Raw genomic sequence first — 22,194 nt, 5'->3', positions numbered from 1 at the left:
ATATATCTGAATGCCTAATTACCAAAACGCTTTATCTGACCCTATTTTTAAAACCATTTCTCAAGCTGCTGATACATTAGCATTAGAATCCTATGTGATAGGTGGGTTTGTGCGTGATTATATTTTAAAGCGAGGTACTGCAAAAGATATTGATGTGGTTGCTGTAGGAAGTGGTATTGAGCTTGCGCGAAAAGTGTCTCAGTTGCTTCCAAACAAACCCAAAGTGCAAGTATTTAAGACCTATGGAACTGCCATGCTACAAGCGGGTCAAACTGAAGTGGAATTTGTAGGTGCTCGTAAAGAATCCTATACTAGAGATAGCCGAAATCCTATCGTTGAAAATGGAAGCTTACAGGATGATCAGAACCGTCGTGATTTTACTATTAATGCACTCGCCATACGATTGAATGACGCTCATTATGGTGAACTTATAGATCCTTTTGGAGGTATCGAAGATCTAAAAAAAGGAATCATAAGAACTCCTTTAGACCCTGATATTACCTATAGTGATGACCCGTTGCGTATGATGCGTGCTATTCGTTTTGCCACACAACTCAATTTCACCATCGAAAAAGAATCATTGGCCTCTATTACTCGTAATGCAGATCGTATTAAAATCATTACGAAAGAACGCATTGTAACCGAACTTAATAAGATTATGCTAAGTCCTACGCCTTCTAAAGGATTTTTGCTTTTAGAAAAAACAGGATTGCTTCCGTATATACTTCCTGAGCTTGTCGCCTTAAAAGGAATTGATGAAATAGAAGGACAAAAACATAAAGACAATTTCTATCACACGTTAGAAGTCGTAGATAATATCTCCAAAAACACAAATGATGTTTGGCTACGATGGGCAGCATTATTACATGATATAGGTAAAGCACCTACAAAGAAGTTTAGCAAAAAAGTAGGTTGGACCTTTCACGGACATGAGTTTGTAGGTTCTAAAATGGTGTATAAATTATTTAAGCGTTTGAAAATGCCATTGAATGACAAAATGAAATTTGTCCAAAAAATGGTGTTGATGAGTTCGCGACCTATTGTCATTTCTGAAGATCATGTGACAGATAGTGCTGTACGAAGATTGGTCTTTGATGCAGGAGATTATATTGAAGATTTGATGACATTATGTGAGGCAGATATTACGACTAAAAACCCAAAGCGTTTTAAAAGATACCACAACAACTTTAAGGTGGTACGCAAAAAAATAAAAGAAGTAGAAGAGCGTGATCACATTCGTAACTTCCAGCCTCCAGTATCTGGAGAAGAAATTATGAAGACGTTTGGACTTGCTCCAGGAAGAGAAATTGGCATTATTAAAGAAGCCATTAAAGAAGCTATTTTGGAAGGTATCATTCCTAATGAACATGAAGCAGCACATGCTTTTATGATCCAAAAAGGAAAAGAGATCGGACTTTCAAAAAAATAGACATACTATTTGACAATACGATCGTTATAAATATAACCTTAGTATAGATCATTATGGTAAAAAGATATTTCTTTTACTTCCTTTTTTTATGTTTAAGCCATGCCTTACTAGCTCAAAATCTTGAACGAGTAGACGCTCTAGTTTTATCGTATACAAAGCAATTTTCTTCTCCGAAACAATTGGCTGATCAAATCTCTAAAGATTTTGAAACAGACATAGAACGGGTAAGAGCTGCTTACACATGGATAGCTTACCATGTACAATATGACATCCAAGAGGGTAATTTCCCTTCCTATTCTTATGTAAGTGAAGAAGATCGTATTGTAAAAGAACAAAAATACGCTGCTAAGCTTTCTAAAAGAGTGATCACTAAAAAGAAAGCTGTATGCGAAGGATATTCCTATCTTTTTAAAACTGTATGCGAATCATTACAGATAAAAACAACCGTAGTAACTGGGGCTTCTAAAACGCTTTCAAGAGATATTGGGAGACGCTATAATTCTGATCATGCTTGGAATATTGTTACTATTGATAACCAAAAGTACTTTATAGATGTTACATGGGCATCTACACTTAATATGAGTAAAGCAGATATCAACTATTATTATTTTATGACTTCTCCTGAACTGTTTATATTAGATCACTATCCTGACATCTATAGCAATTCACTTTTGGATACAAAAATCTCTAAAAAAGAATTCTTAGAAAATCCTTTATTATATGATTATACACCTACTAAAGTAAAATTAATATACCCATTTGAGGGAGTATTAATCAAGAACAAAAAACACGCGTTTAAATTTGATGTCACAGAACCTGTAACCTGGATACAAGCAAAAATGGGAAAGGAATCGATAAACATTAAAACATATACCCATCAAAATAGCGCATTAGAATTTGATCTAGGTATTCCTGGTTATAGCAAAGCAAGAGATGTGATTATATTTATAAACGGTATTCCAATAGTAACATATGCTATAAAATAAAGAGATGCGTATACAAATGTATACGCATCTCTTTATTCTTTCAATTTATACTAACTATATACGTTAGCTATTATGGGAACCATCACAATACGGAGGATTCTTTGTTAATTTACACGTACATAGATATACGGTTCCTGTTTCTTGAGCCTCAAAACGTAAGTTAGGTGTGCTTTCTGCAGCTTTATGACCTCCGTCACAAAAAGGTTGATTTTCACTGTGACCACAGGTACACCAGGAATATTTTTTTCCAGCTTCTACCTCACAAGCAATAGGAGCATCTCCTCCTCTTTTTTTATTGTCTTCCATAGCTTTTTTATTTCCGTTTACACGGAAATCATATTTTTATAAATTAGTATTATATGTCTAATATATAAATAAAGACTTTTGGAATTATTCTAAATTATTACTCGCTTATATCGTTAGCCGCAAATAATCGGATGGTATAATCTAGTAACGACACATCTCCTTTGGCTCCATGGCCTGGGATCACTGTCTTTACATCTGGATATGCTTCTTTTATTTTTTGAATTGTTTTAGGCCACTGTTGTGTATTTGCATCTTTTGTATTTCCTATAGAACCAAACAAAGGTCGTACCATACAGCCCCCAAACAAAAGGCTCTCTTCTTGGATATAAGACACAATATTATCTTGCGTATGTGCAGGTCCAAAATACGTGTTTTCAACTATGGTATTTCCTACTTTCAATTCTTGCTTAACATCAAATGGATAGGTGATTACAATAGAATCTTTTGCTAAAATAGCAGCTGTTTTATTAGAAGCGTATGAAGGTACATTTGCTTTCGCGAAAGCTTTTAACCCTCCCGCTGCATCACTATGAGCATGATTTACAACAACTCCTTTTATCGTAGCTTTTAATTCTTCTTGAACAAAATCTATAAGTAATTTGGCATCGTTATCATTTACAGGAGTATCAAAAACAATAGCTTCTCCTTCTGAAATATAAACATACCCATTACAAGGATAATAATCAGATTGTTTTAATTTCAAATAGGATATATATTGGTAATGATTTTCTGAAAGTTTAACGATCTCTATAGGTCTTACATATGCATCTGGGTCAAACTTATTTCCCCCAATACATGATGTTAATACTAATGATATAACACAAAGAATACTACAGGTGTAAAGTAATTTTCTTATCATTTTCGCTTATTCCTTTTATTATAATTTTTATCTCCCCTCGTTTTAGGCTTTTTATATTTCTGCTTTATGGTTCGCTTATAAGAGCCGCCTAAATTAACTTTTTGATTTTTTTCTTTTTTCTCGTGAAAAGCTGGACCCGGTGCATCTTCATCCTCCATGTTTTTTCTACGAAGTGGATTGTAAATTTCTTTTGCTTCTGGGCGCTCTTCGGGAGCTAGTTCTTCAGATATAACAACGGTATCTGGCAATACTACTTGAGGAACTTTATACTGCATTAATTCCTCTATATATTCTAATTCTTTTTCTTCCTTTGGTGTGGTTAAAACAATAGCCGTTCCTTTACGTTGTGCACGACCTGTTCTACCAATACGATGTAAATAATTTTCTGGATATCTAGGAGTATCTACATTAATTACGTGCGAAATATCATCTATATCCAATCCTCTCGCCATCACATCTGTTGCTACAAGAATACGCACGACACCTTCTTCAAAGTCTTTAATACTATTTAAGCGATAGTTTTGTGTTTTATTGGAGTGTATGACTTCACATTGTCTAGGAAATGCTTCATCTAGTCTTTTAAAAAGACGATCAGCCATACGTTTATCTCTTGTAAAGAGTAATGCTTTTGGGTACGCTTTCGCGGAAGCGAGTTCATCCAGCAAAAAATTAACTTTCGTATAAAAATTAGGAATCTTATATCCTATCTGAGTAATATTTTCTAAAGGAGTACCACTACGGGCTACCGAGATGCGTTCTGGTTTTTGAAAGAAATCAGTGATTAATGCATCTACATCATCTGTCATTGTAGCAGAAAACATAATATTTTGTCTACGAGGAGGTAAAATATCAAAGATATTCATGAGTTGAGGCCTAAATCCTAAATCCAGCATGACATCTACTTCATCTATAACGAGCTTCTGAATTGTTTTTAATTGTAAAACTCTACTTACTGCGAGATCATATAAACGTCCTGGCGTAGCTACAATAATATCTTGCCCTTCTGCTATCAACTTCTTTTGCGTGTTGATATTTGCGCCTCCATATACACCTGCAACACGTACCTCAAGATAGGTTGCTATTTTATGAATTTCGTCAACTACCTGAACAACAAGTTCTCGTGTAGGCACCAAAATCAAAACTCTAGGCGTCTCTTGACGAGAATGTGTAAGAATTCGTAAGATTGGGAGCATATATGCATACGTTTTTCCCGTACCTGTTTGGGCAATACCTACAACGTCTCTACCAGACATTACAGGGGAAAAAGCGAGTTCTTGAATGGAGGTGGGTTCGGAAAAACCTAGGTCTTCCAACGCATTCCACAAAGAAGTATTAAGATTTAGTTCTCTAAAAGTCATAACATCAGAAGGATCGGGCAAAGCTAGTGAATTTTAACATATTTATGTAAGAAATTCGTATTAACGATTTAAGTATACCCAACCGACCATATCATCGATAGTTGGGTCTCTTAATTTCAATACCCAAAAGTATACTCCTGTAGGTGCTTCACTCCCTCCAATCCCTTCATTAGGAGTACCATCCCAAAACGGAATTTCATTATCTCCTCTATAAACAAGGTTTCCTAATCTAGAATAAATACTCAATTCATAATTAAATACATCTTTAAGATTACTAATTTCAAAGACATCATTTATGCCATCTTCATTAGGCGAAAAACCTTCTGGCACAAAAGGAGAGCAATTCTCTATTGTTAAGGTAAACTGAGCCAAACTATAACAACTTTCACTAGGTCTATCCGTACGGATATAAATCATCTGCGGATTTGTGCTATTGGTATATACAAATGGGTCTTCTATTTGATTTAATTGATTAAAAGCATCTTCAGGGTTTTCATAATATCCAGTGATCACTTCATCATCTAATAATACAAGATCTTCCGATGCTGCTACAAGATCAAACGTTGCCATTTCAAAGCCTTCATTACAGGCTTCTATATTTGGTAATAACTGTGGTGGATCTATAGTAAGGGCTTCAATAGCAAAAATTCCAAGATCAAAACAAACTGGATTCTCAGGATTTTCTAGTCGTACATAGATTGTTTGAGGGTTTGAAATGTTTTGATAAACATCAGGATTTTGTATAGCACCTGTATTCATTTGCGCTTCTTCTACTGTGGTATGATAACTTACCTCAGCATATTCTTGCCCATCTAATAGTAAGCTTTCCTGCTGTGTAAGATCAAATACTAAAAGACCGTCATTACTGCTATCATCACAGGAAGCAATATCATTTAATGAAGGAACTACGGGTTGATCAAATACTTCTAGTAAAAAGGAGTCTATTGTTATGCAAAGCGTATCATCATCTTGTTCTATACGTAAGTATATCGTTTGTGGAGATGCCGTATTATCAAAACTATCTGGATTTGGAATCGCATTGGTTCCATTAATCGCATCGGTTTCTGTGAGATGAAAAGTGACTGTGACAGCTGTTTGATTTCCAATAGCTAGTGCTTCATTAATGGTAAGATTAAAGGTAAAAACTTCGTCATTATCTTGGTCGTCACATACTAAAAGATCTTCTAATTCATTTTCGATAATGGGAACATCTTCTACAATAAGTTGAAAAGAAGCAATATCAAAACAATCTTCAGCGAGTGTATTGGAAAGTCTCACAAAAATAGTTTGCGGATTTACTGTATTCTGAAAATTAACAGGATCTATAATGGGATCTGTTTCTGTTTGAGCATCACTAAGACTTGTGAAAAACTGAATAGTAACATCGGTTTGAGTTCCTATGATCGTTCCATTTTGAGAAGATACATCGAACGTAGCAAATGTATCATTACTTAGATCATCACAAACTGTAATATCTTCCAAGTCAGGAATCACAGGTTGTGCCTCCACACCCAACATAAAAGATTCTATACGCACACATAAGGGATCGACTTCTAAACTAAATCGCATAAAAATCTGTTGTGGATTTGTGATATTTGTATAGGTTTCTGGGTTTGTAATTGGGTTATTCCCACTTACAGCATCTGCTTGGTTCACATGATAGGTGACTATAATACCTGTTTGTCCTCCTAATGCGAAATCTTCATTAATCGTTAAATCAAAAATGGCTATTTGATCATTACTCACATCATCACAGACATTAATATCGAGTAGTGGTGTTTCAATATCTATCACATTAAGGTTTATAGCAACACCAGCCGATTCATTATTTACTTCATTGGATTCTGTTACTTCTCCATTTCCTATTCCATCATCATCTACAACAGCTATTAAAGTAAAAACATCAGGGATCTCATCAGGAATTGTTAATATAATCGTTCCTGTAAGTGATGTATTTGGAAGAATCTCAGTAGTAATTGCAGTAGTTTCTACTAATGTACCATTTGCATAAAATGCAACGGGTGTTCCTACTGGCAACGGATCTGTCCCTATATTTGACACCGTATAAGTGACTTCAACATCTCTGCTGCCGCAAGTGACATCAAATGCATCTATAGCAATAATACCATCTGGCAACTGGCTATTTAAGACAGTGATGATATTATTAATCATTACAAAATCTTGTCCTGAGGTAAGCATAATGGTAGCTGAAGTATCTCCTATATCAATATTGTTTTCTATACTATAAAAATCAATATCCATATTATACAGATTATCTTGACCTGTAAAACTATTGGTTCCATTAAATTGATTATTAGCGGGATTTAAGGGAGGGTTACTTAAAGTATTTCCATTAATAGAAAGGGTTTCATTTACAGCGAGTCCTGCATCTCCTTCCCAAGCTACAAAACCAATACGCGCATTTTCATTATCCAGTACGTTTAGATTTTCTAGTTCTATAGTAAGTTCATTATTAAACTGAGATACATTTTCGAGCCCATCAAAGACATTGACTAGATTTAAAGGTAAATCTGGGTCTTCAAAAATCACTGTCATGGCCCAACCTGCAAAATTGGTTCCCGTGGGGCAATACAATGGAATTACATCGGTTATATCTAGATCTCCAAACGTATATTCCCCAGATCCTGTTTCTTGAACAATGGTCGTGACATCTATAAATCCTGCAAAGAAAACACGTTCTTCATCTATTTGATCTGCAAATGTACGCTCAGCAGTAAGGGGTGTCCCATTTAGAGTAATATCAAAATCTCCCGTACCAGAGCCTGCCCAATATAAATAAGCTGCTTCTACTGTTTGATCTGATTCTAGTGTTAAGGTCGCTGAGCTTTCTGTAAGAATTTCACAAGGAGCTCCATCACCATTCTCATCTGTGTTAAGGGTGTTACCAATAGCTGTATAATCAAAACGTCCTGCAAAAATGGCAAACTGCTCTATCTCTTGCGCCTTTAAAAAGGGCGAGATAAGCAAAAATAAGAGTAGGATTCTAAAGTAGTTTTTTTGCATAACTGCCTAGTATCCTATAAATGTACCATTTCTTTTTTTATGTACTATATCAAAACTTCCTCAATCCTAAAGAACTAAGTAATTGATACGCTTAAAAAGTAGTATTCATAAATATATAAATCAAAAAAGCTGAGCAATGATATTATTGCTCAGCTTTAAATAATAAACTCAATCCATTAGTAATTTGTAATGGTTATTTTAGTGCTAAAAATTATCTTTTGACAAACTTAAAAGTTTCTGTCGTATTGCCTATAGTTACCTGAGTTATATATATACCATTAGAAATATTAGAAAGGCTCACAGTCTCTTCAGTATTAGAAAGGTTCCTATTTATTATTTCTTGTCCTAATACATTAAATACTTTTACATTTTGCATAGGAGCAGTAGCATTTAATTGCAACTCACTATTGTTTACATTATATAGATATGTGAAATTTGTTGCAGAAAATTCATCAGTAGATAATGTAGTATCAACCACAAGTCTATCGATACCAATAATATTAGAGTTATTCCCAACTGGGCCTGCATCAGTAGCCCAATACCTAAGAGCAAACCTAGTTGTAACCTCTCCTGTTAATCCAGAAACAACAATAGTTTGTTTTTCCCAATCTTCAGGATATCCACCAACTTCAAGATCTGGATTAATAGATAAAAGTAGTTCTGTAAACGACCCATTATCTCCAGTAGTTGGATTTACTCCTCCTCCATCAGGATCAAGTCTTACCTCTAGACGATCGGGGAAAGCACTTCCAATTATAGTTCTTGTGAAAAAGGAAATAACATCTCCGTTTTTAAGAATCAACTCTGGAGATATTAAATATAAATCCATTATTGTACCATCAGTTACCATAAAATTTGCTGCTATATAAGAATTTGGTTCGCCATCAAATGCAGGAAAAGAAGTATCGGGAATCCCTTGAACAAAATTTGTACCTGGCATATCACTAGCATTTACAATAGAATAATCAGTAAGCGTCGTAATATCATCAAAACCCTCATCTATGATGATCTGCGCATTAATAGTTAATGTAAACAATAAAATAATTAAAAAAGTAATTTTTTTCATTTGTGAATAATTTAAAATAAGTGTATCTAAAATTTAGTATCATTAAATAATACACGTCAAATTTATTTTTTCACAGATGGTAATAAGTAAACAAATAGAGGGAATATTCAAGAATTCATGAATATCGAGTAAATAACTTTTTTAAAAACACATTTGCCCGATACCCGTTATATATACGCTTTCGCGAAAAACAACCAAGAATAAGAACCGTTTGCTATAAAAATATAGACTTCCTGAAGTATTTCTGTATACATACACACAACTAAATATGCTCTAAATGGTTTTTCGCGGAAGCGAAAAAAAGAGCCAAGACTAAATTACTGCCTTGGCTCTTGATTCCTTTATATCTTGATTTATTTTCGCGAAAGCGAAAAACTATAAATCACGTTTTTTAAGTAACGCATATGACGAGTAGATGAATATAAAAATCCATACTGAAACAATTGCTACCTCATACCAATGCACTGCATAATCAAATCCGATATCTGTCTGTAATTGATTGGCTGCAGACTGGATTACATTCAGCCTCGTAAACGGTTGCTCTATAAGATTACTCATAGATTCTAGCGGTAAGAACTGTACCACAGAAGATCGTAATCCCTCAATATTATGCTTGTTTTCAAAGTACAATGTAATGAGTTGAATGATTCCTTCTATAAAGTACCAAAAGAGTAAAAATCCTATAGCAAATGCTGATCGTTTTATGAGAATCCCTAAGAATAAACAAAACGAAAAGAACCCTACTAATTTTAAGAAAAAGGCAAATAGATATTCTAAATCTTGTGTTACAATACTAAACTCATTAAAGTCTGAAAAAGACAATCCTAATAACAAACTCACAATAAAAATGAAAAGGGTTGAGATTGCAGAAAAGACAATAACAGTAATAAATTTAGAGAGGATAAATTCCTTCTTACTCAGTCCATCTATCAAGTTTTGTTTTAATGTCCTATTACTATATTCATTGGCTGTCATAGATACAATCACGACGGCAAGGAAAAATTTAAGAATAGCAGCGATGTATGTATTAAAATGCCATATGTATGGAAAGTTAAAGATTCCTTGATCTGCCAGTCTAAACTCTGCTCCAAAAAGATTAAATTTTATAGACGCCAAAAGTGCAATAGCAGACAGTAATATAAAGTACCCTAAGATGAGAACTCTTGAGACTTTATTATGTTTAAGTTTATAATATTCTATAGTTAAAAGTCGTAGCATGGCGGTTTAGTTTAGGTTGTTAGTCAATTGTAAGAACTGCTCTTCTAGGCTTTCCTTACGTTGTACAAGATGGCTAAGGATAATGCCTTGCGCATGCAGTTGATTATTCAATTCTTTTGCGCTAAGCGGATTCTTTAAAAATCCAGTAACTAAATCGTCTTCTGTTTTCACCTCTCCAAACATTGGATTGTTTTTAAGGTAGTTTACAAGTTTTTCGGTATCATCACATTTTAATTCAAAGAAACCATGACTCGCATTCATAGCATCTACACGGCCAGAATATAACTTGACCCCTTTACGTAAAATCACCACATGTGAACATACTTTTTCTACTTCATCTAGTAAGTGAGATGCCAATAAAATAGTCGTTCCTGAAGCAGCAATCTTTTTAATGATCTCTCTAATCTGATGGATTCCTTGAGGATCTAATCCATTGGTAGGCTCATCCAAAATTAAAATCTCTGGATCATTTAATAAAGCCGAAGCAATGGCAAGACGCTGTTTCATTCCTAATGAATAGGTCCTGAATTTACTATCCTTACGATCTAATAATCCTACGACTTCTAGTTTTTCATCTATCTTATCTTTAGACACGCCTTTTATTTGACATACAAGCCCAAGGTTTTGACTTGCCGACATATAGGGATAAAAATTAGGACGCTCTATAATAGCACCTACTTTTTTAAGTGCGTTATGTGTAGAATCTGACCCATCAAACCAGTGATAGTCTCCATTAGTAGCGTTTACGACATTCAGTACCATTCCTAAAGTGGTTGATTTTCCACTTCCGTTAGGTCCTAAAATACCGTACACATTTCCTTTCTCTATGGTAAATGACAGGTCATTTACTGCACGTACCGCACCGTAATGCTTGGTAAGTTTGTTTAATGTGAGTATTGTTTCCAAAAAGATGTTGTTTTTTGATTGTGTTATGTAAACTAGACGGTTACTAAAACTATTTGTTACAAAAAAAAGTCCCGCAGTGCGGGACTATATATTGTGAAGCCTTACTATTGTTGCTCTTTATTAAAATAAACAAGATAATAATACATCTGTTTTTCTTCGTCCCAACCCTTTTCTACAAATTTTTCTGCACTTTCAGGATTGATAAAATCCAACTTGATTTGAATATTCGTATCCAACTGAATTAGATTCTTAATTTTTTTACGTTGCGAACTAACCGCTTTATTACTAATAGGGAAATCTGTTAGGTCTTCTATTTTATATTTTGGCGCTTGCTCAGTTTTATAATGTTTGAATTCAGGAATTAAATCTGGATTATCTAATACTTCATTCACAAAAGCACTTTCATTAAATGCATCATTTTTTGCAAAGTGATTTACAGCACGGTTCATAAACAAAACCTCTTCCTTCTTATCTTCTGCAGGAAGCACCACATCTTTTGCAAAATCTTGACAAAACTTTAAATACTTCTTTGTGTAAAAATTGTCATCTTCAAAAATTTCAACACCTAAGAAGTTTTCAAGCCAATATTTGGTGTCATATCGATTTGAATCTACTGATAAGATTTTATAGCCTTCTTCTGGTTTATGATTCACAATCAAACACCCTTTATCTAATTTATTAAGATTGATTCCTTGTTCTAAAAGCATTTCTAGGTTAGATCCGCTTTCGCGAAATTGTAAAAAGTCCTGTTTTAACTCGCTTTTAAAAATTCCGATCGCATCTGTCTTAATATTATCAATCATCACATTTTCTAAATGTGCGATATACAACTCACCCGCTTTAATATGTGGATGCTCACTCTGTTCATATAAATGTTTTGCAATCTCTTCAGATAATAAATGTGTGGCACTAGGATTTTCAAAAACCTTTTGTGCTATGCCAAACAATGTATGGAATTCTAAATCGGTTTCATGATCAAAGCGATAGTAGTTTTCTTCTTTTTCTCTAAAAGGTTTAAAAAAGAATTCCTTAATCAACGGAGTAATTTCATCACTTAACGGATACGGATCATTAGACACAAAAAGACCTTCTGCTTTACTTTTGTTCCCTACTCTATGAATAGAAAGTGACTCAATTTGCGTACTGTATAAATTAATCATGTAATTGGTTTGGTATAAATATGCTACAAATAAGAACTAAGATTAGTTCCAGTTTTGGTCAAAATTAAGATTATCTAAATCGTCTATATCAAGATCGTCATCAAATTCAGGACCTTCATCTGTGTCATCTGCTTCAAAATTAATTTCTGGCGCTTGATCTGGTATTTGTCCATGTACAAACATTAAGTTAGGGTAGATGATCCCTTCTTCACGTTCTGCAATTTCTCCAAGCTCTACCATAAAGCGCCACATACTTAAGAAATCATATACATAAAGCATGCGCGTTTCTGCTTCACTAATCACATCTTCTACACGTGTTTCGTTCATTAATCGTACATGTACACTTCCTTCACTCATATCAAAAAGAGAAATTTCCTCGCCTTGATTCCATTGATCGTCACTCTTATAAAATGACGCCATCTCACCTCCATCAAATCCGAAAGATTGATTGATAGCATTATGAAAATCTTCCAATGTTGCTGTTTGATCAATCTCTAAGTCTCTGAATACATCTTCTTCAGTATCTAGAATGACTCTAAAACGATATATCATATCTTCAAAAATATTAGGAGGTAAAGATACTAATACCTTTACGAGTATATAGGGTGTATGGATAAGAAGTTATTAAGAGAATTAATTAATTGTAGTATCAAATATTAAAACACATATGTATAATAACTATACTATTATCTTATGTTTTTAGAACATTAAAAAAATTAGTTTTTAATAATTCTATGAACCTCAACGTCATCATCAGAAAGTATTCTTATAAAATAAACGCCGTCTTTGAATGAAGAAAGTGAAATTTCATGTCTACCATCTTGATTAGAAAACTCTTCCACTAAATTTACTGAAAAAGCTATATAAACAAGCACACCTCCTATTTAAAACAACAATCTTCTAAAAAACAAACACTTACAATAAATTTAAAAAAAAAATGTATTGTCCATCGATTTTAATACATTTGTAAGAATAATCCTCAAGTATTTTAAATAAAATTTCGTCAAAATACACATATTTTACTATATTTGTAATCCCAAATCATAAAATACAACGACATGACACACATCACATCTCTATATTTTCGGACTAGTATACCTCCTATTTATTAATAAATAAGGCACAAAATTCTATTGTATAATTAGTAGTAGATTCAACAAAGACAACATTCTTTTTAGGTTTTTAAATTTTATAAAAGTTTTCCAACTTTTATAAAAAAAATAAAATTCATTGGGTAACAACTATGAATTTTATGAACATAGATTCAAATATTAAACTTTAAAAATTTACTACTTAAGAATTATATACTTAAACGTATACACAACCCCAAATCAAAATTATTATGTCCCAAAAAATATACAAACTAGCCGTTTTATTCGTTTTCTTTATTCTCGTTTCATGTACCGATGAAGGTGGTATTGAAGATACACCTCCTGCATATGAAGTAAATATATTAACGCTTGGAGATTCAAGAGTTCAAGGAAATAGACCTAATCACGAAAGTTATCGTTTTGAGCTCTGGAAAAATTTTATTGAAAATAATTGGACCGTTGATTTTTTAGGTCCAAATATAGATACGAGTGAATATCCGTTAGTAGAAGGATTAGACTTTGATAATGAACATGGCGGTGTAGGCGGTTATACAACAAAGAACTTACTGGCTTCTTTAGAAGGAACATTAGCAAGTGTAGAAATGCCAGATATTATTCTATTAGGTATTGGAGGAAATGATTTAGTACGTAACGTTTCAAATGAAGAAGCAATACAAAACATACATGGAATTATTGATATTTTGCAAGATCATAATCCTGATATTACTATCTTTATAGAGCAAATTGCACCTGCTGTATCTGATCTCTACACGGAAGAAAATATATTAATTTTTAATGGATTTAATGATGCTATATTAGGAGTTTCTGAAGAACGTACTACAGATGATTCAAGTGTAATTGCAGTAGATATGGCTTCAGATTGGTATGATCTTTTATTAGCTGACCAATTACATTATAATATATTAGGAGCAAAAGTAGTTGCTGATAGATATTTTGAAGCGGTAGATTTGAACTTAGAAAGATAACTTAATTGAAGAAACAAAATCTAAAATACATACTTGATAAACAAGGGTATATTATTTTAGATAACTTGTATTCAGCGTCTGAAATACAACAACTAATAAGATGTATAGATGAAACTACGCAACATAGTGAAGGTTTCTTAAAAACTAATGACTTATTTGCAATAAGACAACTTCTTAAAAACATTCCAAATCTCAAAGAAATTATAGTTAATAAGAACTTACGTTCTTTACTATCTACTATCTTTAATGGACCTTATTTCTTAACAAAAGGAATTTATTTTGATAAACCACCCACCTCAAATTGGTTTGTTCCATATCATCAGGATATTAGTATTTCTGTAAATCAAAAAACAGAGAGGCTTAATTATAAAAATTGGACACATAAAAAAGGTCAATATGGAGTTCAACCACCATTAAAATTCCTAGAAAACAGTACTACGATTAGAATACATTTGGACGATACAACCCAACAAAATGGTGCCTTAAAAGTTATTCCTTCATCACATAAAAAAGGAATCATTCGTACAGATCAAAAAGATTGGGACACAGCAATAGAAAAAGTATGTGATGTTAAGAGCGGTGGTGTTATGTTGATGAAACCATTAACCCTACATGCATCCCATAGAACGACAAATGGAAAACGAAGGAGAGTTATTCATTTAGAGTTTTGTGATCAACAACTTGAAGCCCCATTAGAATGGTTGGAGCATGAAACACTATAAAAAATAGCATTTCTATATTCAAATAACGTTAAAGCTATTTTAAAAACTATTATGCATCAAATTTAGATAGTACCTTAGACCTTTATCCTTAAGCCAACTTTATGTATAAGAAAGTACTTTTAATAGCAATAGCAACGCTATCTATTACCTCACAAGCACAAGATCTTACGTTTGAAGAATACAATCCTACCTCAACACTTGTTGTACCAGGAGACGTAGTTGTAAAAGCAAAATTTCCTTTTATAGATGTACACGGTCATCAATACCGCATGCCTAATCAAGATTTAGCGCCAGTAATAGCAGCTATGGACACACTTAATATGGGGATTATGGTCAATCTAAGTGGTCGTTCTGGGGAGAGCCTAAAAAAGTCAGTCAAAAATATAGCAGATCATTACCCAAACAGATTTGTTGTTTTTGCAAATATTGATTTTGATGGTGTTGGAAGCACAGGATGGACAGCAAAAACAGTTGCTCAATTAGAAAAAGACGTTCAGAATGGTGCCAGAGGATTAAAGATATATAAAAGCCTTGGTTTACGTCATAAAGATATCAATGGTAAACGTGTTGCTGTAGATGATCCAAGACTGGATGCTATATGGGCAAAATGTGGAGAATTAGGCATTCCTGTATTAATCCATACTGCAGATCCTAAGCCATTTTGGGATGAATTTAATGCAGACAATGAACGTTGGTTAGAACTTAAAACACGACCAGGTAGAAAAAGAGGTGCTGATAATCCTGCACCATGGGAAACACTCATTGCAGAACAACATCGTATGTTTAAAAAACATTCAAATACTACATTTATCAATGCCCATATGGGATGGTATGCAAATAACCTCCCTAAATTAAGTCAACTACTCGATGAAATGCCAAATATGAACGTAGGTATTGGCGCTATTATAGCTGAACTAGGTAGACAGCCAAGACAAGCCAAAGCCTTCTTTATAAAATATCAAGACCGCATTCTATTTGGAAAAGATAGCTGGAAACCCGAAGAATTTCCTACTTATTTTAGAGTATTAGAAAGCGATGATGAATACTTTCCATATCACAAAAAATACCATGCTTTTTGGGCAATGTACGGATTAGATTTACCTGACGATGTCCTTAAAAAAGTATATTACAAAAACGCATTGCGTATCGTTCCTGGACTTGATAAAACATTATTTCCTAAATAACATTTTGTTAAACTTTTTTAAAAAATAATTAAACAAAATAGAAATTTTCATACTTTAGAAGCACTAAACTATCTAATTATGAAATTTCCAAACCATATTCTCCCAGTTATTACTCTGTGTATAATAGCCTTATGCATTACTTCTTGTAGTGACGATAACGCTGACACACCTCCAGTAGATCCTATAAATCAAGAAGTTCAACGTACGTTAATTACAGATACTGCGTTTGAGATGGCATTGATTGATTTAAATTTAGATGACGAATTAGATGGTTCTGTTCCTACAGAAAATATTGAAGATGTCATGGATTTAGTTCTTAACGAAAAAGGAATTTCTGATCTCACAGGGATAGAAGGCTTTACAAACCTTTACAATTTATGGCTAAATGATAATCAGTTAACAACAATAGACCTATCACAAAATAACAGAGTGAAATTTATTTTTCTAGAAAACAATAATATCTCAGGAATTGATGTGAGAAACATGCCCAACTTGGAAAAGCTAGAATTGAAAGGAAATAGTGTTTCTGAAATTGATGTTACCAATAACCAACAACTGCAATTTTTGATTTTAGATGGTAATAATATTACATCACTAGATGTATCAAATAACCCAGAACTCTTTACCTTAGAAGTACTTGATAACCCTTTAAATTGTATCAAGGTAAGTCAATCACAACTAGATAACACCCGTACAAATTGGGTTATCGATGATGGTGATACCTTATCCTTAGATTGTAACTAAGGATAATACTACCAGTGAAATTCACGATCTTTTACTTCTACATCTTCTCGCACCATATAATCTGTAATTCTGCGACGTTGATTGAATTGTTTGTGCACATAAGAAAGCGTAAGAGAATCTTCACTTATATATAAAATTTTAAAAAACTTTTCATCAGATTCTTGGTTTAGTAAGCCAGGAATTTGATCACTTTTAAATTTTAAAAAATATGCCCCTTTTTCAGAAGTAGTGATTTCCCATGTTGCTTCTAGAGAAGGACCACAATCTTTCTGTAAACCATTGTTATCAGATAGGAGTCCGCTTTCGCGAAAGCGTAATCTGTAGCCTAAAAAGCAGTTCCCCATGTTCATGCGCGTCTTTCCATTATATCGCTTTGCAATCTTCCACGATTTCACCGAATCTGCCGTTAATAAATGTATCACATTTTCTGGAATGATATAAGGTTCTTTCGATTTGTCTTTACATGAGAATAAGACACTTAAAAGAATATAATAAAAAATAACGAACTGCTTCATCTCTCTAAAATACATATTCTATATTTTCAAAAGTATTAATGTATGATATTGTACTAATTAAATAGTGTATTGTATCTTAGAAAGAAATTAAACGTATGACAAAATTAGTATCTATAATCACCTTGTCTATCCTATTATTGAGTTGTCAAAAAAACATACAGCAACAAGATGATATGGTAACCACTCCTTCTGGATTACAATATAAAATTCTTAAAGAAGGTACTGGTGAAGAAGCTAAGACTGGACAAGATGTAAAAATACATGAAAGTACTTCGTATAGAGATGGAACTGTTATTTTTTCATCTGCAGGAATGGATCCCATTCAATTCACACTTGGAGGAAAAATGGTGATACAGGGAGTAGATGAAGGTGTACGTGGTATGAAAAAAGGGGAAATCCGAAAACTTATTGTTCCAACCTCATTAAGTAAACGCTCTAGTTATCCACCTATTCTATCTAAAGACTCTATCTTAGTATATAGAATAGAGCTTATTGATATTATACATTAATCATTTTAGTATGAAAGAGACCATTGAAAAATTTTATACGGCATTTGCGGCCAAAGACCCAGAAGGGATGATTGAATGTTATCATAAAGACATTCATTTTGAAGATCCTGCTTTTGGGATTCTTACTGGAGAACAACCTGGTCAAATGTGGCGTATGCTATGTAATTCTCAAAAAGACAAAGAGTTTTTAGTTACATTCTCTAATATTACATATACTGAAAGCAAAGGAACCGCTCATTGGGAAGCACTATATCACTTTAGTAAAACTGGAAGGAAAGTTCATAATAAAATAGATGCTACTTTTGAGTTTAAAGATGGTAAAATCGTGAAGCATATTGATTACTTTAATTTACATAAATGGGCTGGACAAGCTTTAGGGTTTAAAGGGAAATTAATTGGAGGAACTAACTTTTTCAAAAATAAACTACAAGCCCAAACTAAAAAAACATTGGATGCATTTATAGCAAAGCAAAGCAGACAATAAATTGCTTTATGAGCACACTCTAACTATTTACTTATCAAATAACTGCCAACAATAATCCTCTTTATTCAATAAGACACTTAATACATCATACTTCTTTTCAAGATTGTCAATTATTCCTTAATTATTTTTTTTACGTTAACATTAATTAACACGGATGACAGTAGGACTCTTGTAAAATGAATTGTTTAATACTAAAGAATGTATCACTCAAAAAACAATTCAATTATGAAAAAGTCCCTTTCTCTCTTATTCGTTTTATCATTATTACTTATGTCTTTTCAATGTGATGATGAACCTGACGAAGTCATCATAACTAATAATTTTAAAGCTACCGTATCTGATGCCAATATTTCTATGAATGACACTTTATGGATTACTGGTAATGTTTCTTCTCTTGCCTTTAATGAAACACTCGGAGATTCTATTCCTAACGATTTTAACAATGGAGATTTGGTTTCTATTTATAGACTAAGGCCTGCAACAAATCAGAGTAATAGTGTAGATGCTATTAATAATTTTGAAATTATTGAAGCAGTTGGACAAACTTCTCGATTAGGTGCATGTCCCAATGGAGGTTTAGCTATTGAAGGGGCACTTTCTGATGACAGTTCTCAATATCGCTATAGAATTGGTTTAAAGCCAATCGATGAAGGTGACTATATTCTAAGTTGGAATTTTGATACCAGCATTACAAATACGGATAGGAACACAGAAATCTTATCTAATTACCCTGTAGATGGAAATCCAAACACAATAGCGTTTGACAATTGTGGTATTGTTTCAACATTACCTAATATCGATACTTCTGAGGGATTATATTTCTTTTCTGTAGAGTAAGAAACTTATTAAAAACAAAAAATGCCTAGTCAAAAAGACTAGGCATTTTTTGTTTAGTAAACTACCTCGGGGCAAGCCCAAGATGCATTTATACGAGACTGAATTTTAATTTCGAGGCAAGCCTTGGAGTGTTAATCCCTTTGGCGGTGCCAATAAACATATTGTATTCTTACCTACTATAATTAGGAGCTTCTTTTGTAATTGTTACATCATGCGGGTGACTTTCGTGAATTCCGCTTGCTGTAATCTTCACAAAACGTCCATTTTCTTTTAGTGTGTCAATATCTTTAGCACCACAATATCCCATTCCAGCTCGTAGACCTCCTACAAATTGGTGAATACTTTCATTTAATTCTCCTTTATAAGGTACACGACCTACAATGCCTTCTGGAACTAATTTTTTAATATCATCTTCTACATCTTGGAAGTACCGATCTTTAGATCCTTTTTTCATCGCTTCTACAGAGCCCATACCGCGATATGATTTAAACTTACGTCCTTCATAGATGATGGTTTCTCCTGGAGATTCTTTAGTTCCTGCGAGTAGCGATCCAAGCATTACACAATCGGCTCCTGCTGCAATGGCTTTAGGAATATCTCCCGTATAACGGATTCCTCCATCTGCTATGACAGGCACACCAGATCCTTTTATTGCCGCCGCACATTCTAGTACTGCAGAAAATTGAGGAAAACCAACTCCTGCAACAACACGTGTTGTACAGATAGACCCTGGTCCTATTCCGACTTTAACAGCATCGGCTCCTGCTTCTACTAGGTATTTTGCAGCTTCTCCTGTAGCTATATTACCTACCACACAATCTAAGTTAGGGTATGCAGCTTTTACTTCTTTAAGTACCGCTACAACGCCTTTTGTATGTCCGTGTGCAGTATCAATGACGATTGCATCAACACCTGCTTTGACTAAAGCACCTGCACGCTCTACCGCATCACCTGTAACTCCAATTGCAGCAGCTACACGTAAACGACCATACGAATCTTTATTGGCATTTGGTTTTAGCGTAAGTTTTGTAATATCTCTAAATGTAATAAGTCCCACCAAAGTATTATCATCAGTGACAACGGGTAGTTTTTCTATTTTATGATCTTGTAAAATCTCCTCAGCTTGTACTAGTGATGTTCCTTCTTCGGCAGTTACTAGGTTTTCAGATGTCATCACTTCTGCTACTGGGCGATCGTTATCTTTTTCAAAACGAAGGTCTCTGTTGGTAACAATACCTAACAATTTACCTGCATCATCTACGATAGGAATCCCTCCAATACTATGTTCTCGCATTGCATTTTTTGCATCAGATACTATAGAACTTAACGGTAAGGTTACAGGATCTATAATCATTCCGCTTTCAGCACGTTTTACTTTACGTACTTTCGTCGCTTGTTGCTCTATCGTCATATTCTTATGCAGTACACCTATGCCTCCTTCTTGCGCTATAGCAATAGCCATACGGCTTTCTGTAACCGTATCCATCGCGGCAGATATGATAGGTACATTTAGTGTAATATTTTTAGTAAATTTTGCTCGTATACTTACTTCTCTTGGGAGTACTTCAGAAAAAGCTGGGACTAGAAGTACGTCGTCATATGTAAGACCTTCTCCTAAGATTTTGTTCTCGTGTGCAGTCATTGCAATTATGTTTTATATTTCGCTACTATTATATGCTTTCGCGAAAGCGTAAAAACTAAGATTAGTATTTACTAGTTAACATTTAATTGCGTGCAAAGATAGTGATAAAATGAACACTGTAAGCAACGAAAACTTTAATTCTCACGAGGAGTTAATCCTTTAGGGACAAATGCTTTTTCTTCGTCATAAAAACTGATATAAAAAATTAATGGCTCTTTTAAACCATCATAGGTGAGTTGATATTTATCTAATAAAGCCATTCCTCCTAGCATTGCATTGTCACTTTTGTAACCACAACAACTTCCTAATCTCACAAATTTTACAACCTCTCCATTAGGTCCTGCCAAGGAAGCGAAATAACGCTTTTGATTACTAGCTCCATTGGTAAACTTTCCTCCTATCATAATAGGATTTTTTTCAGAATACCCATACGTCGCATCTTTAGATATTTCGGTAATATCAAGAAAGGGTTCGATATTTTCACTAGAATACATAGGAAGTACACCTCCTAATGTTGTTGTTCCTGTTACTTTGTTTGATGTTTTACAACTAAGGCAACCTAGCGCCATGCATAGAATAAGTAGTGCTTTTTTCATTTGTTTTGATATTGTTTCCCCAAAACTATCAAAACGAATACCAAAATAAATACGGCAATATGGGAACGGTCCTTTTGAATGAGTAAACTATATATTTAGATGAGTTATTACGCTTTCGCGAAAGCGTATATTATATCAACAGTATGTTATCTTAATTCAATCTAAATACAAATCGCTCTCAAACAGTTATTTATATTGTTTCTAAAACCATTGGTTGCTACATTTAAGTAATTAATCACTAAAAAAAGAACTATGGCTATTAGACTCGCACACAATTGTAGTAATTGTGATCAATTAAAAGACGGAAATTTTTGTACAAAACACAGCGTGCACGTAAATACACATTATACTTGTTATAGCTTCGAAATGAAAGCTTCAATTAAAGATGAACGTAACTGTGTAACCTGCTCTCGATACGAAAAAAGTGATTGCGCTAACCCTGAAAAATCTGCTCCAGGTATGTTATGTGCTTCATGGGCTCCACAGGCACAAGCCTAACGAATAACGAATAACGAATAACGAATAACGAATAACGAATAACGAATAACGAATAACGAATAACGAATAACGAA

Annotated in this window: 23 protein-coding genes; 10 read left to right on the top strand and 13 right to left on the bottom strand. The window is 33.7% G+C overall.

The genetic code is table 11. From position 1 onward, the window contains the following. The first annotated feature begins 10 nt into the window (after window positions 1-10). Window positions 11-1,429 (top strand): HD domain-containing protein, encoded by a 1,419-nt coding sequence (locus Q1A60_RS20715; protein ID WP_299769499.1) that lies wholly within the window; start codon window positions 11-13, stop codon window positions 1,427-1,429. A 179-nt stretch (window positions 1,430-1,608) separates the two neighbouring features. Then, on the top strand, window positions 1,609-2,415 hold the full coding sequence (locus Q1A60_RS20710) for a transglutaminase domain-containing protein (RefSeq protein ID WP_299769496.1): 807 nt from the start codon (window positions 1,609-1,611) through the stop codon (window positions 2,413-2,415). Between the two features lie 63 nt (window positions 2,416-2,478). On the opposite strand, the gene Q1A60_RS20705 is transcribed toward Q1A60_RS20710, so the two are convergent. From Q1A60_RS20705 to Q1A60_RS21645, 10 genes are all read right to left on the bottom strand, one after another. After that, window positions 2,479-2,721, bottom strand: a complete 243-nt coding sequence (locus Q1A60_RS20705; RefSeq protein ID WP_299769493.1) for a CDGSH iron-sulfur domain-containing protein — start codon at window positions 2,719-2,721, stop codon at window positions 2,479-2,481. A 97-nt stretch (window positions 2,722-2,818) separates the two neighbouring features. Further along, window positions 2,819-3,580: a subclass B1 metallo-beta-lactamase gene (gene bla / locus Q1A60_RS20700; protein WP_299769489.1), complete on the bottom strand. Its 762-nt coding sequence runs from the start codon at window positions 3,578-3,580 to the stop codon at window positions 2,819-2,821. Further along, window positions 3,577-4,938 carry a DEAD/DEAH box helicase gene (locus tag Q1A60_RS20695; RefSeq protein ID WP_299769578.1) on the bottom strand — a complete coding sequence of 454 codons (1,362 nt, stop codon included), beginning with the start codon at window positions 4,936-4,938 and terminating at the stop codon, window positions 3,577-3,579. Before Q1A60_RS20695 ends, bla begins: the two co-directional genes overlap by 4 nt. 60 nt (window positions 4,939-4,998) lie before the next feature. Beyond that, on the bottom strand, window positions 4,999-7,962 hold the full coding sequence (locus tag Q1A60_RS20690; RefSeq protein ID WP_299769486.1) for a gliding motility-associated C-terminal domain-containing protein: 2,964 nt from the start codon (window positions 7,960-7,962) through the stop codon (window positions 4,999-5,001). 211 nt (window positions 7,963-8,173) lie between these two features. Next, a complete protein-coding gene (locus Q1A60_RS20685; RefSeq protein ID WP_299769483.1) occupies window positions 8,174-9,028 on the bottom strand; it encodes a choice-of-anchor J domain-containing protein in 855 nt (284 codons plus the stop codon). 375 nt (window positions 9,029-9,403) lie between these two features. After that, window positions 9,404-10,246 carry an ABC transporter permease gene (locus Q1A60_RS20680; RefSeq protein WP_299769480.1) on the bottom strand — a complete coding sequence of 281 codons (843 nt, stop codon included), beginning with the start codon at window positions 10,244-10,246 and terminating at the stop codon, window positions 9,404-9,406. Between the two features lie 6 nt (window positions 10,247-10,252). Further along, entirely contained in the window at window positions 10,253-11,152 is a 900-nt protein-coding gene (locus Q1A60_RS20675; protein WP_299769477.1) for an ATP-binding cassette domain-containing protein, read from the bottom strand. Window positions 11,153-11,256: 104 nt separating this feature from the next. After that, window positions 11,257-12,312, bottom strand: a complete 1,056-nt coding sequence (locus tag Q1A60_RS20670) for a nucleoid-associated protein (RefSeq protein WP_299769474.1) — start codon at window positions 12,310-12,312, stop codon at window positions 11,257-11,259. Between the two features lie 42 nt (window positions 12,313-12,354). Beyond that, window positions 12,355-12,864: a hypothetical protein gene (locus tag Q1A60_RS20665; protein WP_299769471.1), complete on the bottom strand. Its 510-nt coding sequence runs from the start codon at window positions 12,862-12,864 to the stop codon at window positions 12,355-12,357. A gap of 164 nt (window positions 12,865-13,028) precedes the next feature. Then, a complete protein-coding gene (locus Q1A60_RS21645; RefSeq protein WP_363322608.1) occupies window positions 13,029-13,154 on the bottom strand; it encodes a T9SS type A sorting domain-containing protein in 126 nt (41 codons plus the stop codon). A gap of 500 nt (window positions 13,155-13,654) precedes the next feature. On the opposite strand from Q1A60_RS21645, the gene Q1A60_RS20660 reads away from it, so the two are divergent. The 4 genes from Q1A60_RS20660 (at window position 13,655) to Q1A60_RS20645 (ending at window position 17,039) form a co-directional block, all read left to right on the top strand. Then, window positions 13,655-14,389: a GDSL-type esterase/lipase family protein gene (locus Q1A60_RS20660; protein WP_299769467.1), complete on the top strand. Its 735-nt coding sequence runs from the start codon at window positions 13,655-13,657 to the stop codon at window positions 14,387-14,389. Window positions 14,390-14,394: 5 nt separating this feature from the next. Further along, on the top strand, window positions 14,395-15,111 hold the full coding sequence (locus Q1A60_RS20655) for a phytanoyl-CoA dioxygenase family protein (protein ID WP_299769464.1): 717 nt from the start codon (window positions 14,395-14,397) through the stop codon (window positions 15,109-15,111). A 101-nt stretch (window positions 15,112-15,212) separates the two neighbouring features. Then, a complete protein-coding gene (locus Q1A60_RS20650) occupies window positions 15,213-16,295 on the top strand; it encodes an amidohydrolase family protein (RefSeq protein ID WP_299769461.1) in 1,083 nt (360 codons plus the stop codon). 78 nt (window positions 16,296-16,373) lie between these two features. After that, window positions 16,374-17,039, top strand: a complete 666-nt coding sequence (locus tag Q1A60_RS20645; RefSeq protein ID WP_299769458.1) for a hypothetical protein — start codon at window positions 16,374-16,376, stop codon at window positions 17,037-17,039. An 8-nt stretch (window positions 17,040-17,047) separates the two neighbouring features. On the opposite strand, the gene Q1A60_RS20640 is transcribed toward Q1A60_RS20645, so the two are convergent. Beyond that, a complete protein-coding gene (locus Q1A60_RS20640; RefSeq protein ID WP_299769455.1) occupies window positions 17,048-17,554 on the bottom strand; it encodes a lipocalin family protein in 507 nt (168 codons plus the stop codon). Between the two features lie 95 nt (window positions 17,555-17,649). Here Q1A60_RS20640 and Q1A60_RS20635 point away from each other — a divergent pair, with 95 nt between their 5' ends. The 3 genes from Q1A60_RS20635 to Q1A60_RS20625 all read left to right on the top strand — a co-directional run bounded on the left by Q1A60_RS20635 (window position 17,650) and on the right by Q1A60_RS20625 (window position 19,384). Further along, complete coding sequence (locus Q1A60_RS20635; protein ID WP_299769388.1) at window positions 17,650-18,063, top strand: FKBP-type peptidyl-prolyl cis-trans isomerase; 414 nt, start codon at window positions 17,650-17,652, stop codon at window positions 18,061-18,063. Between the two features lie 10 nt (window positions 18,064-18,073). Next, window positions 18,074-18,547, top strand: coding sequence for a nuclear transport factor 2 family protein (locus tag Q1A60_RS20630; RefSeq protein ID WP_299769386.1), 474 nt, complete (start codon window positions 18,074-18,076; stop codon window positions 18,545-18,547). Between the two features lie 225 nt (window positions 18,548-18,772). Next, entirely contained in the window at window positions 18,773-19,384 is a 612-nt protein-coding gene (locus Q1A60_RS20625) for a hypothetical protein (RefSeq protein ID WP_299769383.1), read from the top strand. Between the two features lie 169 nt (window positions 19,385-19,553). On the opposite strand, the gene guaB is transcribed toward Q1A60_RS20625, so the two are convergent. After that, complete coding sequence (gene guaB / locus Q1A60_RS20620) at window positions 19,554-21,026, bottom strand: IMP dehydrogenase (protein WP_299769380.1); 1,473 nt, start codon at window positions 21,024-21,026, stop codon at window positions 19,554-19,556. Between the two features lie 134 nt (window positions 21,027-21,160). After that, window positions 21,161-21,622: a hypothetical protein gene (locus Q1A60_RS20615; protein WP_299769377.1), complete on the bottom strand. Its 462-nt coding sequence runs from the start codon at window positions 21,620-21,622 to the stop codon at window positions 21,161-21,163. Window positions 21,623-21,874: 252 nt separating this feature from the next. Between Q1A60_RS20615 and Q1A60_RS20610 the strand changes: the two genes are divergently transcribed. Further along, entirely contained in the window at window positions 21,875-22,120 is a 246-nt protein-coding gene (locus Q1A60_RS20610; protein WP_299769374.1) for a hypothetical protein, read from the top strand. The last annotated feature ends 74 nt before the right edge of the window (window positions 22,121-22,194 follow it).

The sequence above is a fragment of the uncultured Dokdonia sp. genome (genome assembly GCF_947492535.1).
In the GTDB taxonomy this organism is placed as follows: Bacteria; Bacteroidota; Bacteroidia; order Flavobacteriales; family Flavobacteriaceae; genus Dokdonia.
This window is presented reverse-complemented; position numbering and strand designations above follow the sequence as displayed.

Excerpts from the sequence above, each read along its gene's own strand:
- Q1A60_RS20680 (WP_299769480.1), bottom strand. The coding sequence starts at position 10,246 with ATGCTACGACTTTTAACTATAGAATATTATAAACTTAAACATAATAAA.
- Q1A60_RS20690 (WP_299769486.1), bottom strand. The coding sequence starts at position 7,962 with ATGCAAAAAAACTACTTTAGAATCCTACTCTTATTTTTGCTTATCTCG.
- Q1A60_RS20640 (WP_299769455.1), bottom strand. The coding sequence starts at position 17,554 with ATGAAGCAGTTCGTTATTTTTTATTATATTCTTTTAAGTGTCTTATTC.
- Q1A60_RS20635 (WP_299769388.1), top strand. The coding sequence starts at position 17,650 with ATGACAAAATTAGTATCTATAATCACCTTGTCTATCCTATTATTGAGT.
- Q1A60_RS20670 (WP_299769474.1), bottom strand. The coding sequence starts at position 12,312 with ATGATTAATTTATACAGTACGCAAATTGAGTCACTTTCTATTCATAGA.
- Q1A60_RS20715 (WP_299769499.1), top strand. The coding sequence starts at position 11 with ATGCCTAATTACCAAAACGCTTTATCTGACCCTATTTTTAAAACCATT.
- Q1A60_RS20625 (WP_299769383.1), top strand. The coding sequence starts at position 18,773 with ATGAAAAAGTCCCTTTCTCTCTTATTCGTTTTATCATTATTACTTATG.
- Q1A60_RS20695 (WP_299769578.1), bottom strand. The coding sequence starts at position 4,938 with ATGACTTTTAGAGAACTAAATCTTAATACTTCTTTGTGGAATGCGTTG.
- guaB (WP_299769380.1), bottom strand. The coding sequence starts at position 21,026 with ATGACTGCACACGAGAACAAAATCTTAGGAGAAGGTCTTACATATGAC.
- Q1A60_RS20660 (WP_299769467.1), top strand. The coding sequence starts at position 13,655 with ATGTCCCAAAAAATATACAAACTAGCCGTTTTATTCGTTTTCTTTATT.
- Q1A60_RS20630 (WP_299769386.1), top strand. The coding sequence starts at position 18,074 with ATGAAAGAGACCATTGAAAAATTTTATACGGCATTTGCGGCCAAAGAC.
- Q1A60_RS20665 (WP_299769471.1), bottom strand. The coding sequence starts at position 12,864 with ATGATATATCGTTTTAGAGTCATTCTAGATACTGAAGAAGATGTATTC.
- Q1A60_RS20645 (WP_299769458.1), top strand. The coding sequence starts at position 16,374 with ATGAAATTTCCAAACCATATTCTCCCAGTTATTACTCTGTGTATAATA.
- Q1A60_RS20610 (WP_299769374.1), top strand. The coding sequence starts at position 21,875 with ATGGCTATTAGACTCGCACACAATTGTAGTAATTGTGATCAATTAAAA.
- Q1A60_RS20615 (WP_299769377.1), bottom strand. The coding sequence starts at position 21,622 with ATGAAAAAAGCACTACTTATTCTATGCATGGCGCTAGGTTGCCTTAGT.
- Q1A60_RS20650 (WP_299769461.1), top strand. The coding sequence starts at position 15,213 with ATGTATAAGAAAGTACTTTTAATAGCAATAGCAACGCTATCTATTACC.
- Q1A60_RS20685 (WP_299769483.1), bottom strand. The coding sequence starts at position 9,028 with ATGAAAAAAATTACTTTTTTAATTATTTTATTGTTTACATTAACTATT.
- Q1A60_RS20705 (WP_299769493.1), bottom strand. The coding sequence starts at position 2,721 with ATGGAAGACAATAAAAAAAGAGGAGGAGATGCTCCTATTGCTTGTGAG.
- bla (WP_299769489.1), bottom strand. The coding sequence starts at position 3,580 with ATGATAAGAAAATTACTTTACACCTGTAGTATTCTTTGTGTTATATCA.